Genomic DNA, 14,960 nt, shown 5'->3' on the forward strand with positions numbered 1-14,960 from the left:
ATCAGGTGGTTCTGTTCAGGCGGTTTCGCGGAAGCTGCCGAAGCGTCCGCCGTGGAAGATGAGCGGGGCCGAAGCCCCCTCAGCGGGTGTCATGGCCAGCACGCTGGCGATGACGACGACGTGGTCCCCGGCCGTGAACTGCTGTTCAACCCGGCAGTCGAACCAGGCAAGGGAACCGTGAAGGTGAGGGGTGCCCCACGCGGATTCGGACCAGGCAACATTGCTGAGCTTGTCCTCGCCCTTGGCGGAGAGCGCGCGGCACACCTGCTGCTGGTCCTCGGCGAGGAGGCTGACGCTGAAGGTGCCGGCCTCGGCGATCTTTGGCCAGCTCGTGGAGGAGCGCATCACGCTGAAAGTCACGAGCGCCGGCTCCATGGACAGCGAGGCGAACGTTCCCACGATCATGCCGTTCTGGGCCCCGGTGACAGGATCCGTGGAGCAGATCGCGGCAACGCCGGTGGGCAGGTGCCGCATGACGGCACGGTAGGTGTCGGAATCGATCCGGCGGGTTTCCAGTACGGGGGCGCTCATGCCTTTTCCTCCGGTCCTGCGGCTTTGAGTTCTGCGTGGATGTTGCGGCCGGTGCGGAGGCCGGATTCGATGGCGCCGTCGAAGAAGCCGGCCCAGATGTTCGCGGTGTCGCTGCTGGCGAAGTGCAGTGCGCCTTCGGACGCCTGCTGTGCGGCGTGGTACTTGGTGAGCTGGCCGGGGCGCTGGATCTGCCAGGTTTCCTCGGCGTAGGGGTCTTCGCCCCACTTGTGGCCGGTGACTTCGAGGACTTCGAGGTCGTCGCGCCAGACTTTGATGGCTTCCTGGACCTGGACGGGGTCGGTGACGTCGATGCGGTTCGCGTCGGCGCCGAAGCCGACCAGCACGGCGTCCGTCTCGCTGACGAATTCGGTGCGGATCACGGAGAGCGGCTTGTCCTGCGCGGAGTAGGCGAAGAACGGCTTGATGGGGCCCTTGACCCGGATCCAGGCTTTGACGCCCTGGGACGCGGTTCTTTCCCGGCTGGGGGCGAGCTTGCCCTCGGACAGGGCGGGCTGGACATCGAGCTTGTGCAGGATGTTCTGGGACAGGGTGATGACCACCTTCTTGGCCTGGATTTCCTGGCCGTCGCCGTAGGCGATGGTGGCGCCGTCGGCGTTGTGGCGGACGGCCGTGACGGGGGCGTTCAGGCGGATGTCGGCGGTGCTGTCCTCGGCGATGGCGTTGACGAGGCCGTCGTTGCCGTCCTTGAGGCGGTAGATCGCGGAGGCCTCGTGCATGAGGTGCCAGTGTCCGGAGGAGCCGGCGGTCCAGCGCAGGGCGTTGACGTAGGCGCACTGGTTCAGGGGGGCGTTGAAGTGGCCCACCCAGGCGGCCTCGTTCGCGTTCCGCTCGTCCTCGGAGAGGTCGAGCTTGTCCAGGATTTCCTGCAGGTTGTACTGGTCCACCTCGGCCAGGTTCTCCACGGTCAGCGGTGCGTCCGGGCGGGGCAGCCACTTCACGGTGTCTTCCAGCAGCCGGGTCATGCCCGGGTCGATCAGCTTCATGAAGTCGTCCAGGTTGCCGCGGCGGACTTCGTTGCCGGCCAGCCAGTAGGTTTCTTCCGAGCGGGGGCCGCGGGAGACCTCCAGGCCGTAGCGGGTGACCTCGGCCCAGACGTGGGGCTGGGTCCAGTGCAGCCAGTTGCCGCCGAGTTCCAGGTTCTGGCCGAGCCGGCGTTCGGTGTAGACGCGGCCGCCGAGGCGGTTCTGGGCTTCGAGGACTACCACTTTGTGGCCGCGGTTGCTGAGCTCGCGGGCGGTGGTCAGGCCGGCCAGGCCGGCACCGATGACGACGACGTCAGTCTGTTCAGTCATTGAAGGATCCTTCGTAGTTTGTGTCGTGATGCTTAGTTGCCGGTGGGTGCGAGCCGGGCGGTGCGCTGTGCCGTGGCGGGGTGGCCGTCCAGGGTGTACTTCTGGCCGAAGAGCTTTTCGCGCAGGGTGACCGGTTCCTGGTCGGCGGCGGGGGCCGGCGCGATCAGGCCCTGGGCGCGCAGTTCGGGCAGAGCGAGTTCGATGAAGTCTTCCCAGCTGCCGGGCTTGGTGATGTAGCTGAGGTTCACGCCGTCGACGTCGGCCTCGTCCCGCCAGCGGCGCAGTTCGGCGGCGACGGTTTCCGGGGAGCCGATGATGGTGGAGCCGGTGCCGCCGACGGCGAGGAACTCGGCGATCTGGCGCGGGGTCCAGTCGCGGTCCGGGTCGGCCTTGGAGAACATGTCCACCATGGACTGGCCGGCCTTGGTGTTGACGGAGCGCAGCGGGGTGTCCAGTTCGTACTCGGACATGTCGATGCCGGTCCAGCCGCTGAAGCGGGCCAGGATCCCGTCGATCGGTGCGGTCTCCACGGCTTTCCGGTACTTGGCCTGGGCTTCCTCGTCGGTGGGGGCGACGATGACGGTGAGGAGGATGACGATCTTGACGTCGCGGGGATCGCGGCCGGCGTCGGCCACGGCCTGGCGGAGCTTGGCCACACTGCGTGCGGTGCCCTCCACCGAGGTCCCCTGGAGGAAAACGGCTTCGGCGTGCTTGCCGCCGAATTCCATGCCCCGGGAGGAGGCGCCGGCCTGGAACAGGACCGGGGTGCGCTGCGGGGACGGCTCGCAGAGGTGGAAGCCGGGCACCGTGAAGTGCTTGCCGGAGTGGTTGATCTGGTGCACCTTGGCCGGATCGATGTACGTGGCGGATTCGACGTCCCGGACAACGGCGTCCTCTTCGAAGGAGCTTTCCCAGAGCTTGTAGACCACGTCCATGTACTCATCGGCCATGTCGTAGCGCTCGGCCGGGGACAGCTGCTGTTCCTTGCCGAGGTTACGGGCGGCAGCCTCCGAGTAGGAGGTCACGATGTTCCAGCCCACGCGGCCGTTGGTGAGGTGGTCCAGGCTGCTGTACTTGCGTGCCAGCAGGTAGGGCGGCTCGTAGGTTGCCGAGCAGGTCACACCGAAGGTGAGGTGCCTGGTCACTGCGGCCATGCCGCTGACCAGCACGGTCGGGTCATTGATCGGGAACTGTGCGGCGTCACGCAGGGCAGCATCGCCGTTTCCGCGGTAGACGTCGTGGTAGCCGACGTTGTCGGCGAAGAAAATGCCGTCGAAACCGGCCTTTTCGAGCGTCTGTGCGATGCCCGTCCAGTACTGGAGGTCCGTGTACCGGTGGCCCTGATCGCCTTCGGCCCGCCAGGAACCGGAGGTCAGGTGACTCGGGGCAAAGACGTCAAAAGCGAAAAGGCTCAGAGGTGCGTTTTTCATGGCAGCGGTGCTTCCTTGGACTCGTGCCGGACACGGCGACAACATTTAAGTGGACGTTCACAAAATGAACACTGTGTTCAATTTAAGGTGTAAGCCACCTCACTGTCAAGGGCCCTATTCCGCGCGGGCAGGTTACGGGAGGCCTGTTGACACGGGATGTGGCGCATGCCATATTTTTGACCATCACGTTCGAAAGATGAACGGCCCCGGGTTTTCAACCCTCCCCAACCTCCGCCGTGCTGATATTGCCGGCGCTCCTTTTCGTTCGAATTGGCACGATCTACAAGGAAGTCCTTCGTGAATACACCTGTTACACCGGCTCCCGGGCCGTCTTTGCAGCCATCAGTCGCACAGGATCCGCACAAAAAGCGGTTCCTGTACAAACTCAGTGCGGTGATCGCCGGGGGCATGTTCATCGACGGCTTCATCCTGGGCGGCATTGGGCTCGTCATGCCGGCCCTGACCTCCGATCTGAACCTGTCAGCCACCTGGCAGGGGCTGATCGGTGCGTCGGCACTGATCGGCATCTTCTTCGGCGGTCCACTCGGCGGCTATTTCGCCGACAAGATCGGCCGTAAGCCCATGTTCATCGTGGACCTCGCCATCTTCCTGCTGGGTTCCGCCGCGCAGTTCTTCGTGGCAGACGCATGGCAGCTGTTCCTAATCCGCCTGCTCATGGGTATGGCCATCGGCGCGGACTACGCGATCGGTTGGCCCCTGCTCGTTGAGTTCTCGCCCGCAAGGCTGCGCGGCAAGCTCATGGCCTTCCAGGAGGTTGCCTGGTATGTCGGATACCTGCTCGCCTATGCGGTGGGGTACTACATGTCCACTTCAATCGACGCCGACTGGCGGATCATCCTGGGCATGAGCACCGTCCCGTCACTCATCGTCTTCCTGCTCCGGCTCGGAACCCCGGAGTCCCCGCGCTGGCTGATCAGCAAAGGGCGGCAAGAAGAGGCGCTTGCCATTGCCAACGAATGCATGGAGGAGGAGGACGTCCGGGACCTGGCCTACGAAAAGCCGCAGCGCCCCAGCTTCCGCAAGCTCTTTTCACCCCAGTACCGCAATGCAACGATCTTCGTCTCCATGTACTGGGTCTGCAACGTCACCCCGTACTTCGCCATTGCCACCTTCGCTCCAATCGTGCTCGAGAGCCTGGGCGTCGAGGATGGCCTGACCGGGGCGCTGCTGCTGAACGGTGTGGTGGTGGCGGGCTCCCTTGCCGCGATGTACCTCATCGAGCGGCTGGGACGCCGCAAGCTGTCCATCCCGCCAATGTGGATCGCTGCCGTCGCGCTGGTGGTCATCGGACTGTTCTCGCACGTCTCGCCGATGGTCATCCTGATCTGCTTCATCGCATTCTCCTTCTTCAACGCCATCTCCACCGCCCTGACCGGCGTCTACCCGGGCGAGGTCTTCCCCACGGAAATCCGCGGGGCGGGCGTCGGCTTCGCAACTGCTTTTTCGCGGATTGGCGCAGCAGCCGGAACATTCATCCTCCCGATGTCAGTGGACAGCCTGGGCGTGGGAACCACGATGCTCATCGCTGCCGGCATCTGTGTGCTCGGTGCTGTGATCTCGCAGTACATGGCGCCGGAGACCAAGGGGCTGAGCCTCAGCGACACGTCCGCACTCCTGAGCAAGTCGGCGGTGAAGTAACACTGCGGCCACTTTCCCGGCTCGTGTGAACGGAAGGGTGCCCTGCCTGGCGTCGGCCGGCAGGGCACCCTTTTCGTGTGAAGCGCGGCAATCAGCTGCGCGCGTAGCCTGAGGGTGAACACCCCGTTCGCTACTTGAAAGGGCATAGGATGGAATGGACAGCACGGGCCACGGCCCTGACCGAACGCGAACCGGGAGCGGACATGGCGGCGGGACAAAGCGCAGCAGAAGCAGACGAAGCACAAGGAAGCGAAGCCTCCAGCCCTGATGAGTCCGTCGACCTGACCAACAAGTCCGTCATCAAGGCGACGGTGCTTCTTAGTGAACTCGGCCGCCACCGGCAGGGCATCACGGTCACGGAACTGGCGCAGGCCGTAGGGATGACGCGACCCACGGCGTTCCGGCTGCTGCTAAGCCTGGAGCAGACCGGCTTTGTGGACCGCGTCGACAACCGCTACCTGCTGGGATGGCAAATGGCCCGGCTGGGGAGGCTTGCCGACCCGTACACCGGTGCTGTGGCCAGGATCCAGCCCGTCCTGGACGAGTACGCGGTCAAGCTTAATGAGACGTTCAGCTTCGCCATGGTGCGTGGCGAGTTGGCGTACGACGTGATTGCGGAGGCATATGCTTCCCGCTACCTGAACGTGTCCCACGTCTACCTTGGGGGCACCTATCCGATCCACGCCAGCGCCACGGGAAAGGTCCTGCTGGCTGAACTGAGTGACGAACGGGTCGCCGCCGAGTTGCCCGAGAAGCTGGAGTCCTACACTCCGCAGACGATCACCAGCCGGAAGGCTCTGGTCAAGGAACTGCACCAGGTCCGGGACCAGGGCTACGCCATCCTTGATGACGAACTCGAAGAAGGCCTCTTTGTGGTCGCGTGCCCCGTCCGTGACGCCGCCAATACCCTGGTGGGCATACTCTCGATTAACGGCCCCGTTCAGCGGCTCAAATCGGATCAGCTGCCCGATACGATCGATCTCCTGCGCCAGGCCGCACAGGACATCGCCAAGGCGCTGTCCTAGTTACCGAATGCCCGCCATCGCGATCAGATGATCGCGTGACGGGTATTTCCATTCCACGTACTGGACCGGGACTCCGGCGCGCTCGGCGACCAGGCCGTGGGTGACACCCTCCGGTCCTTCGCTGCTGCTCACTTCGGTGATGCAGGCGATCATTGCCGCAGTTCGCCGTTCATCACGTTCGCGCAGGATATCCGCTGCCGCCTTGCGCGGCTTGCGTTGTGTCTTCTGGCGCCAATGCGTCATGTCTGAAACTCCGGGGCGTTAGAAGGCGGCGGGGTCCTCGAAGTCCAACCCGGCCCAGGGGGTGCAAGTAAGCACCTCGGAACCGATGGACTGCCGGCCCGCGGTGGCGCCGGTGGCAGTCCGCCCGCCGGTGGCGGGACGGCCGGAACGGGCAAGTGCGGTGAGAAGGATGCGGTGAACGGTGCTCATGGTGGGCTCCTCGCGGACTGCCGGGGGAACCAGGGTTCCCGGATGAGGTATGTGCCTTCCGGAAAGCCGCCGTTGGCTCCCGGAATAAAATGAACGTTACGTTCATTCTGTGAACGTGCATCCATTGTGGCCCCTGTCACGGCTTTTTGCAAGAGACAGCTTTCACCGCCGCGACCACGCCAGCCAGGCCGGCCGGGAGTGCGTCGGTCGCGGACTTGACGGTGAAGTGCATCACTCCTATGCTGAACGCCACGTTCATAGACTGAACGTCTGCCATAACCCTTCATCTCTCTCCCATGGACCAGGAACATGCGCCTTCACACCCAAGCTCCAGCCCGCCACATCACCCGCCTGCCTGCCGCGCCCGTGCCCGACTGGTCCAAGCTGTCACGCCAGGACGCCGTCCGGGTCCTCCTCCGGGACGGCAGGGTCATCGCGGGCCGGATCGACATGATCGCCGTTGACCGCAGCGTCTTTTGGGTTATCCAGTCGGGTGGCCGGGGAAGGGTTATGGTCTGCAGCTCCGATAGGCCGGTGGTGGTGCGTGACGCCTCGGCTGAAGGTTCACGCTGAGCTGCTCCAGAGAACGCGTCCGTACTCGGGACTGTAACTATTGCGCCCGAAGGTGAGCCGTGCCACAATGGAGTCACGTTCATAAGATGAACACCGCGTTCATATTCTTGAATCACAAACGAGTCCATTAGACAAAGAAGTCGGCCGGTACGCAGGTGTGCTGGCGGAACGGAAGAAGGGAAGGAACTATGTCCATCTCAGTAGGTCACCGAGCTATTGCCAGCGTCTTCGGCTGGGGGCATGGCACTGCCCAGCGGGCCGCCGTGACCCTCCAGGCCCCCACGCCTTCGGCGGCAGTGCCGGCGGCGGTCGACGGCGGGGCACTTGTCTGCTCTCCCTGGGAAGGCCTCTACCTTGAGCAGGCCCACCCTGTGACTGCGCGCGGAAACACCGCACACGCCCATGAAGCCACTACGGGCCAGCAGCTGGACTCGTTCCTCAACAGCCTGATGTACGGCGAGTAAGCGCGCTGACAGGGTCCGTGCCATGACAACCATGATTTACGCCGAAGCTGCGAGCGACGACTCATCCACAGCCCCAGCCATGGACGACTGCGACGCCAACACCTGCTTTTTCTGCGCCAGCCCCGAAACGGACTGAGGCGCGACCCGCATAGGCCATTGACCGCCGATTCTTCTGGAACAAGACTTTCAGTGGGCCAGCAGCCCGCCGCCGTCGACCAGGAGGAGCCAGCGATGACCATGCAGGAAACCGAGGAAGAGAGGGCCTACCGGGCCGGCAGGGAGTGGTTCAAGAATGCGGTGGTGTACCAGATCTATCCGCGCAGCTTCGCCGACTCGGACGGCGACGGCGTCGGCGACCTCCGCGGGATCATCGGGAAGCTGGACTACCTGCAAAAGCTGGGGGTCGACGTCGTCTGGCTGTCCCCGGTGTACCGCTCGCCGCAGGACGACAACGGCTATGACATCAGCGACTACCGCGATATCGATCCCGTGTTCGGGGACCTGGCGGCCCTCGACGAACTGCTGGAGGGCCTGCACTCACGCGGCATGAAGCTGGTGATGGACCTCGTCGTGAACCACACCTCGGACGAACACCCGTGGTTCGTGGAATCCCGCTCCAGCAGGAACAACCCGAAGCGGGACTGGTACTGGTGGCGGCCGCCGCGCGGGGGTGCTGAAGCCGGAACCCCTGGCGCGGAACCCAACAACTGGGGCTCCGCCTTTTCCGGGCCTGCCTGGGAGTACGACGAAGCCACGGGGGAGTACTACCTGCACCTGTTCTCCAGAAAGCAGCCGGACCTGAATTGGGAAAACCCGGAGGTCCGGGCAGCCGTCTACGACATGATGAATTGGTGGCTTGACCGGGGCGTGGACGGCTTCCGGATGGATGTCATCAACTTCATCTCCAAGGAGCCGTCGCTGCCCGACGGCCCGAAGGCCGATGGCAAGCTTTACGGCGACGGCGGCCCGCACTTCATCTGCGGACCGCGCATCCACGAGTTCCTGCAGGAGATGCACCAGGAAGTCTTTGCGGGGCGGGACAAGGACCTGCTGACCGTGGGCGAGATGCCGGGCGTCACCGTCGAGGATGCCGTCCTCTTCACTGACCCCGGCCGCCGCGAGGTGGACATGGTGTTCCAGTTCGAGCACGTGGCCCTCGACCAGGAGGGCGGCAACAAGTGGCGGCCCAAGAAGCTGCAGCTTACGGACCTGAAGAAGTCCCTGGGCCGCTGGCAGGAAGGGCTTGCCGGGCGCGGCTGGAACAGCCTCTACTGGGGAAACCACGACCAGGCCCGCGCCGTTTCCCGCTTCGGCGACGACGGGCAGTACCGGGAGGTGTCCGCGAAAATGCTGGCCGCCGTCCTGCACCTGCACCGCGGTACGCCCTATGTGTACCAGGGCGAGGAACTGGGCATGACCAACATGGCGTTCGGCGCCATCAGCGACTACCGCGATATCGAGGTCCTCAACCACCACCGCGAGGCCACCACCCACCTGGGCCACACCGACGCGGAGGTCCTGGCCGCCCTGGCACCGCTGAACCGGGACAACGCCCGGACGCCCGTGCAGTGGGATGCGAGCCGGCATGGCGGCTTCACCACCGGGGCGCCCTGGATCGCCGTGAACCCGAACGCGAACACCATCAACGCGGCGGCGCAGGTTGACGATCCCGGGTCAGTCTTCAGCTTCTACCGCAAGGTGATCGCCCTGCGGCATTCGGACCCGGTCGTCGCCTATGGGGATTTCAGCATGCTGCTGCCCGACGACGAACACATCTATGCGTTCAAGCGCTCACTCCCGGACGCTGAACTGCTGGTGCTGGCCAACTTTTCCGGGACCGGCCGGTCCGCAGCAGCCGACGGTGGTGCCTGGGCTGACGCCGGCGAATGGGGCGACGGCGGCGAATGGGCGACGGTCGAGCTCGTGCTGGGCAACTACCCGGCGGACGCCAATACAGGGCAGGGCGGCACAGGCCGGCAGTTCGACCTGCGCCCCTGGGAGGTGAAGGTGTTCCGCCGCGACGTGTAGCGCAATGCTTCTAGGGTGCCAGCCGGTCACCCGGGCGGTGGACGCGGAACCAGCGGTAGCCGTACCGTCCCAGCTCAACAGTGAAACCGCCGTCGGCCTCCAGCTGAACGTTGCCGCCGTCGAACAGATCCAGCAGGATGGCGTCCCGGTAAGCCCGGGGTGGAGCGTCGTCCGAGCCGATATTCGTGGCGACCTTGACCGGCGCCTCGCCGAAGTTGTGCAGCAGCACCAGGGTGCCCTCCGGCGAGCTGCAGCGGTGTGCGAAAACAGCCGGCTCCGGCTGCTCGAGGATTGCAAACTCGCCCCAGCCCAACTCGGGTGATTCGCGGTACCGCTGGATGAGCGTCGCTATGAAGTTCCACAGGGACTCCGGATCCCGCTTGGCGTCGGCTGCGTTGACCTTTTCGGGGCCGTACTCCCCGCGGGCCAGCGGGACCACCAGCTCGGACGCCTTGGCGCTGGAAAAGCCGCCGTTCTTCTCGCCGTTCCACTGCATCGGGGTGCGGACGGCGGCACGGCCCTTCTGCCGCAGGTCCTCGCCCATCCCGATCTCCTCGCCGTAGAAGAGCACCGGCGTTCCGGGCAGCGAGAACATCAGCGAGTACGCCATCCGGATCCGGTCGGCGTCGCCGTCCAGCATCGGGGGCAGCCGGCGCCGCAGTCCCCGCCCGTAGAGCTGCATGTTTTTGTCCGGCCCGAACGCGGCGAAAACCTCCTCCCGCTCGCCGTCGGTGAGCTTGTCCAGGGTGAGCTCGTCGTGGTTGCGGACGAACATGGCCCAGTGGTTGTCCGGATGCAACTGCGGCCGCGTCTTTAGCGTCTCGGCCAGCGGCCGTGCGTCCTGCCGTGCAAGCGAAAGGTAGATGTGCTGCATGGACATGAAATCGAACTGCATGTTCAGCTCGTTGCCCTCGGCGCCGCCGAAATACTCCAGCTGTTCCTTATAGGGCAGGTTCACCTCGCCCAGCAGTACCGCGCCGCCGTTGCGCCGGTTGACGAAGCTGCGCAGGGCGCCGAGGTAGTCGTGCGGATCGATGTTGGCAGCCTCGTCCTTGGGCGCGCCGCGGGTCTCCAGGAAAAATGGGACCGCATCCAGCCGGAACCCGTCCAGTCCCAGCTCCAGCCAAAGACCCATGGCCTTGGCGATCTCGTTGCGGACCTTGGGGTTGGTCACATTCAGATCCGGCTGGTGCTCCATGAACATGTGCAGGTACCACTCGTCGGTGGCATCGTCCTGGGTCCAGAGCGAGGCCTGTTCACCGGGAAAGATCACTTCCGAGGACGTGTCCGGTGGCGGGTCGCTCCGCCAGACGTAGTAGTCCCGGTAGGGGTTGTCTACGGATTTGCGTGACTCCAGGAACCAGGGGTGCTGGTTGGAGGTGTGGTTGACCACGAAGTCGGCGATCACCCGGATGCCCCGGTCCTTGGCAGTGCGGATGAACTCCACGAAGTCACCCAGCGTGCCCAGGCGGCGGTCGACGTCGAAGAAGTCCGTCACGTCATAACCGTCGTCCCGGTCCGGCGACGGATAGAAGGGCATCAGCCAGATGCAGTTGACGCCCAGCGCCGCCAGGTAGTCCACCCGCTGGGTCAGGCCGGCGAAATCACCGGTGCCGTCGCCGTCGTGGTCAAAGAAGGTCTCGACGTCCAGGCAGTAGATGACGGCGGTCTTCCACCATAGATCCGATGTCTCAGCGATGTTCATGCCACGGGCACCTTCCGCAGCTGCGGCAGGACGCTCTGCGCAAACGCCTCGATGAACGGCGCCTGCTCCTGCCCCACGAAGTGGAGGTACAGCTCGTCGAAGCCGAGGTCCAGGTACTCGCCCAGCCATTCCACGTGGCGGTCCAGGCTGGCCGAAACGTTCACCGATTTCCTGACCTGGGCCTCCCCGACATCGGTGCTGACGCCGTCGAAGTGCGCTGCCGTCGGCAGGTCCCAGGGGATGGGTGGGGCGAAGACATTCGAACGCCACTGGTCCATTGCAATGGCGACGGCGTCCTCCTCCCGGGGAGCCCAGGACAGGTGGATCTGCAGCACGGCTTTCCCCTTGCCGCCCGCGTCCCGGTAGGCCGCGAGCATTTCCGCTAGCTTGTCGGCCGGCTGGTTCACCGTCACCAGGCCGTCAGCCCAGCCGGCGGCCCGGCGGGCGGTGTCCACGCTGATGGCCGGTGCGATCAGGGACGGCGGGGGCGAGGGAAGATCCCAGATCCGCGCCTGCTCCACGGTGACCAGGCCATGGTGCGTCACCTCCTCGCCGGCGTGCAGCCGGCGGATGACGTCCACACATTCCTCCAGCCGTTGCTGCCGGGTTTCCTTCAGCGGCCAGGGGTCGCCCGTGACGTGCTCGTTCATGTTCTCGCCGCTGCCCGGCGCCATCCAGAAGCGGCCGGGAAACATGGATGCCAGCGTGGCCGACGCGTGCGCGATGATGGCAGGGTGGTACCGCTGTCCCGGCGCGGTGACCACGCCGAAGCGGAGGCTGGTGCTGGCGAGGGCGGCCCCGAGCCATGACCATGCGAAACCGGAGTGTCCCTGCCGTGCAGACCACGGTTCGATATGGTCCGAGCACATGGCGGCGTCGAAGCCCGCCTCCTCGGCGAGCCGCACGTCCTTCAGGAGTTGGCCCGGACTGATCTGTTCATGCGATGCGTGAAAACCGATAGCTGCCATCCCTCATGTCTACCGGCGGGGTGCAGGTCGTGTCGAGGGGGTGGCGTCCGGACGGGTGCCGGGCAAGAATGGGGCCTATGCAGCTGCCGGTCATGCCCCCTGTCGCCCCCATGCTGGCCAAATCGGTCGGCGCCATCCCTGAAGGCCGCCTGAGTTACGAGCCGAAGTGGGACGGATTCCGCTCCATCATCTTCCGTGACGGCGACGACGTGGAGATCGGCAGCCGTAACGAGAAGCCGATGACGCGCTACTTCCCGGAGCTTGTGGAGGCGCTGAAAGCCAACCTGCCGCCGAAGTGCGTGATCGACGGGGAGATCGTCCTGGTGGGTGCTTCCGGGGACCGGCTGGACTTTGACGCCCTGCAGCAGCGGATCCACCCGGCGGCCAGCAGGGTCAAGCTGCTCTCCGAACAGACGCCGGCCAAGTTCGTGGCGTTCGACCTGCTGGCGCTCGGCGACGAGGACTTCAGCGGCCGTCCCTTTGCCGAACGGCGCGCGGCCCTGGAGAAGGCCTTCGCCGCCGCCAGCGCCCCGGTCCACCTGACTGCTGCCACCCAGGACCCGGAACTGGCCGGAAAGTGGTTCCACCAGTTCGAGGGCGCCGGCCTGGACGGGATCGTGGCCAAGCCGCTGGACGGGCCGTACCAGCCGGACAAGCGGGTGATGTTCAAGATCAAGCACGAGCGGACCGCAGACTGCGTGCTGGCCGGCTACCGCGTGCACAAGAGCGGCCCCGACGCCATCGGGTCGCTGCTGCTGGGCCTCTACAAACCGGACGGGGAACTTGCCAGCGTCGGCGTCGTGGGCGCCTTTCCGATGAAGCGGCGCAGGGAGCTTTTCGAGGAACTCCAGCCCCTGGTGACCGGCTTCGATGAGCACCCCTGGGCGTGGGCCAAGCAGGAGGAGGGGGCCCGGACACCCCGCAACGCGGAGGGCAGCCGGTGGAGTGCGGGCAAGGACCTGTCCTTCACGCCGCTGCGGCCGGAACGGGTGCTGGAAGTGAAATACGACCACATGGAGGGCGAACGGTTCCGCCACACAGCGCAGTTCGTGCGCTGGCGGACCGACCGGGACCCGGAGTCCTGCACTTACGAACAGCTCGAGGAGCCGGTGAAGTTCGACCTCGCCGAGGTGCTCGCCACCTAGCCCCACGAAAAGGCGGCCCGCCCCGGGAGGGGAGGGCCGCCGTCGTGACCTTCTTTGAAACCGAACCTGCCCAAAACGGTGCGACCCGTCGTGTCGTGGCCCGGCTTGGGGGCCAAACCGGGTCACGACGGCGGGCCGCACCTTGGGCGGCTACTTCAGCCCAAGCTCCTTGGTGGGAACCTTGAAGGTCTCCTTCGCCGTCAGGGCCGAGATGGCGGCGACGCCGCAGATGACCGCGGTGAAGATGCTGATCTGCACCCAGCCGCCGGGCTTGATGCCGCCCATGGCCGCCACGATGGCCGGCGCGAAGCCGGCCATCAGGAAGCCGAGCTGGGTGCCGATGGCCAGGCCGGAGAACCGGACCCTGGTGCTGAACATCTCCGCGTAGAAGGAAGGCCAGACGGCGTTCGCGGCCGCATAGCCGCAGGAGAAGAACGCGATCGCGGCCACGAACATCAGCAGCACATTGCCGGCTTCGAGGCTGAGCAGGAACAGCGGGGTCAGGACCGCGCTGGACAGGGCACCGTAGATGAAAACCGGCTTCCGGCCGATGCGGTCGGCCAGCTTGCCGAACAGCGGCTGGGTGGCCAGGGCCACGAGGTTGGCACCCACCACGAGCCAAAGAGTGATGGTGCCGTCCACGCCGGCAACGGTCTTGGCGTAGCTGATGGCGAGGGTGCCGAACACGGTGGAGACGGCGGCGATGAAGGCGCAGCAAATGACGCGGAGGACGTCGCGCCAATGGGCCGTCAGCAGGTCGGCGACGGGCAGCTTGGCGATCTGGGCGGACTTCTGGGCCGCTTCGAAGGCCGGCGGCTCGTGAAGAGTGCGGCGGATGAAGAAGGCGATCACAACAACCACTGCGCTGAGCCAGAAGGGGATCCGCCAGCCGATGCCGTACTTGATCTCGTCCGGCAGCGCGAGCACCGGAATGAAGACGAGCGCCGCCAGGATCTGGCCGCCCTGGGTGCCGGTGAGGGTCCACGAGGTGAAGAAGGAGCGCTGGTTGTCCGGCGCGTGCTCCAGGGTCATGGAGGAAGCGCCGGCCTGTTCGCCGGCCGCGGAGAGGCCCTGGCAGAGGCGGGCAAGCACCAGCAGGCCCGGAGCCCACCAGCCGACGGTGTTGAAGTCCGGCAGGCAGCCGATCAGGAAGGTGGAGGCGCCCATGAGGATCAGGGTGAACATGAGGACCTTGCGCCGGCCCACCCGGTCACCGTAGTGGCCCAGGACAACGGCACCGACGGGCCGTGCGACGTAGGCAAAACCAAATGTCGCAAAGGACATGATGGCGGCGTTCGCGTCGGCATTCGGGAAGAACACATGCGGGAAGATCAGTGCGGCCGCCGAACCGAAGATAAAGAAGTCGTAGTACTCGACGGCGCTGCCGAGGAAGCTGGCAAGGGCTGCTTTTTTCGGTGTCCCGGCCGGGGCGGCGGTGCCCGGCGTGGTGGACGGAATGGTCTGGCTCATGGTGTTCCTTCGGGGGGACGACATTGTCGCGGGACAGATCGGGGAGTCGCTGCCGCTGTCCTTTGTTGGGGGGCGGTGGAGGTCCTTGGAGAGATCCGGGCTGAGTAGCCGCATGGTGGGAGCTAGTTGTGCGATACAGAAACTATGGCTGTGAGGGCAGTCACCTGTCAAGAAAGTTATTCACCATCTAGAAATAGCTCTCACATTGTGGCAACAT

At 65.3% G+C, this 14,960-nt stretch carries 14 protein-coding genes; 6 read left to right on the top strand and 8 right to left on the bottom strand.

Annotation, left to right across the window (positions count from 1 at the left end; genetic code table 11):
• Positions 1 to 15 precede the first annotated feature (15 nt).
• The 3 genes from BWQ92_RS10700 to BWQ92_RS10710 are packed head-to-tail and all read right to left on the bottom strand — an operon-like array spanning position 16 to position 3,274.
• Complete coding sequence (locus tag BWQ92_RS10700; protein ID WP_076799493.1) at positions 16 to 531, bottom strand: flavin reductase family protein; 516 nt, start codon at positions 529 to 531, stop codon at positions 16 to 18.
• Positions 528 to 1,874 carry a flavin monoamine oxidase family protein gene (locus BWQ92_RS10705; RefSeq protein ID WP_257787671.1) on the bottom strand — a complete coding sequence of 449 codons (1,347 nt, stop codon included), beginning with the start codon at positions 1,872 to 1,874 and terminating at the stop codon, positions 528 to 530. Before BWQ92_RS10705 ends, BWQ92_RS10700 begins: the two co-directional genes overlap by 4 nt.
• A gap of 2 nt (positions 1,875 to 1,876) precedes the next feature.
• On the bottom strand, positions 1,877 to 3,274 hold the full coding sequence (locus BWQ92_RS10710; RefSeq protein WP_076799495.1) for an LLM class flavin-dependent oxidoreductase: 1,398 nt from the start codon (positions 3,272 to 3,274) through the stop codon (positions 1,877 to 1,879).
• Between the two features lie 297 nt (positions 3,275 to 3,571).
• On the opposite strand from BWQ92_RS10710, the gene BWQ92_RS10715 reads away from it, so the two are divergent.
• Positions 3,572 to 4,933, top strand: coding sequence for an MFS transporter (locus BWQ92_RS10715; RefSeq protein ID WP_236783173.1), 1,362 nt, complete (start codon positions 3,572 to 3,574; stop codon positions 4,931 to 4,933).
• Positions 4,934 to 5,082: 149 nt separating this feature from the next.
• Positions 5,083 to 5,958: an IclR family transcriptional regulator gene (locus tag BWQ92_RS10720; RefSeq protein WP_236783174.1), complete on the top strand. Its 876-nt coding sequence runs from the start codon at positions 5,083 to 5,085 to the stop codon at positions 5,956 to 5,958.
• On the opposite strand, the gene BWQ92_RS10725 is transcribed toward BWQ92_RS10720, so the two are convergent.
• Together BWQ92_RS10725 and BWQ92_RS23525 are read right to left on the bottom strand one after the other, a co-directional pair.
• Positions 5,959 to 6,201, bottom strand: a complete 243-nt coding sequence (locus tag BWQ92_RS10725; RefSeq protein ID WP_076799497.1) for a hypothetical protein — start codon at positions 6,199 to 6,201, stop codon at positions 5,959 to 5,961.
• Positions 6,202 to 6,219: 18 nt separating this feature from the next.
• Positions 6,220 to 6,390, bottom strand: coding sequence for a hypothetical protein (locus BWQ92_RS23525; RefSeq protein WP_157365139.1), 171 nt, complete (start codon positions 6,388 to 6,390; stop codon positions 6,220 to 6,222).
• A gap of 309 nt (positions 6,391 to 6,699) precedes the next feature.
• Between BWQ92_RS23525 and BWQ92_RS10730 the strand changes: the two genes are divergently transcribed.
• The 3 genes from BWQ92_RS10730 to BWQ92_RS10740 all read left to right on the top strand — a co-directional run bounded on the left by BWQ92_RS10730 (position 6,700) and on the right by BWQ92_RS10740 (position 9,455).
• A complete protein-coding gene (locus tag BWQ92_RS10730) occupies positions 6,700 to 6,963 on the top strand; it encodes a hypothetical protein (protein ID WP_076799498.1) in 264 nt (87 codons plus the stop codon).
• Between the two features lie 188 nt (positions 6,964 to 7,151).
• Entirely contained in the window at positions 7,152 to 7,427 is a 276-nt protein-coding gene (locus BWQ92_RS10735) for a hypothetical protein (protein WP_076799499.1), read from the top strand.
• A gap of 231 nt (positions 7,428 to 7,658) precedes the next feature.
• Positions 7,659 to 9,455, top strand: a complete 1,797-nt coding sequence (locus BWQ92_RS10740) for a glycoside hydrolase family 13 protein (RefSeq protein ID WP_076803655.1) — start codon at positions 7,659 to 7,661, stop codon at positions 9,453 to 9,455.
• 10 nt (positions 9,456 to 9,465) lie between these two features.
• On the opposite strand, the gene BWQ92_RS10745 is transcribed toward BWQ92_RS10740, so the two are convergent.
• The gene (locus BWQ92_RS10745) at positions 9,466 to 11,160 is read right to left on the bottom strand and encodes an alpha-amylase family protein (RefSeq protein WP_076799500.1); all 1,695 of its coding nucleotides are present in this window, start codon (positions 11,158 to 11,160) and stop codon (positions 9,466 to 9,468) included.
• Positions 11,157 to 12,128 carry a TIGR03885 family FMN-dependent LLM class oxidoreductase gene (locus BWQ92_RS10750; RefSeq protein ID WP_076799501.1) on the bottom strand — a complete coding sequence of 324 codons (972 nt, stop codon included), beginning with the start codon at positions 12,126 to 12,128 and terminating at the stop codon, positions 11,157 to 11,159. The genes BWQ92_RS10745 and BWQ92_RS10750 overlap by 4 nt, the downstream gene beginning before the upstream one ends.
• A gap of 77 nt (positions 12,129 to 12,205) precedes the next feature.
• Here BWQ92_RS10750 and BWQ92_RS10755 point away from each other — a divergent pair, with 77 nt between their 5' ends.
• Positions 12,206 to 13,273 (top strand): ATP-dependent DNA ligase, encoded by a 1,068-nt coding sequence (locus BWQ92_RS10755; RefSeq protein ID WP_076799502.1) that lies wholly within the window; start codon positions 12,206 to 12,208, stop codon positions 13,271 to 13,273.
• Positions 13,274 to 13,423: 150 nt separating this feature from the next.
• Here BWQ92_RS10755 and BWQ92_RS10760 read toward each other — a convergent pair whose 3' ends face one another.
• A complete protein-coding gene (locus BWQ92_RS10760) occupies positions 13,424 to 14,743 on the bottom strand; it encodes an MFS transporter (protein ID WP_076799503.1) in 1,320 nt (439 codons plus the stop codon).
• Positions 14,744 to 14,960 lie beyond the last annotated feature (217 nt).

The organism is Arthrobacter sp. QXT-31, from assembly GCF_001969265.1.
Taxonomy (GTDB): Bacteria; Actinomycetota; Actinomycetes; order Actinomycetales; family Micrococcaceae; genus Arthrobacter.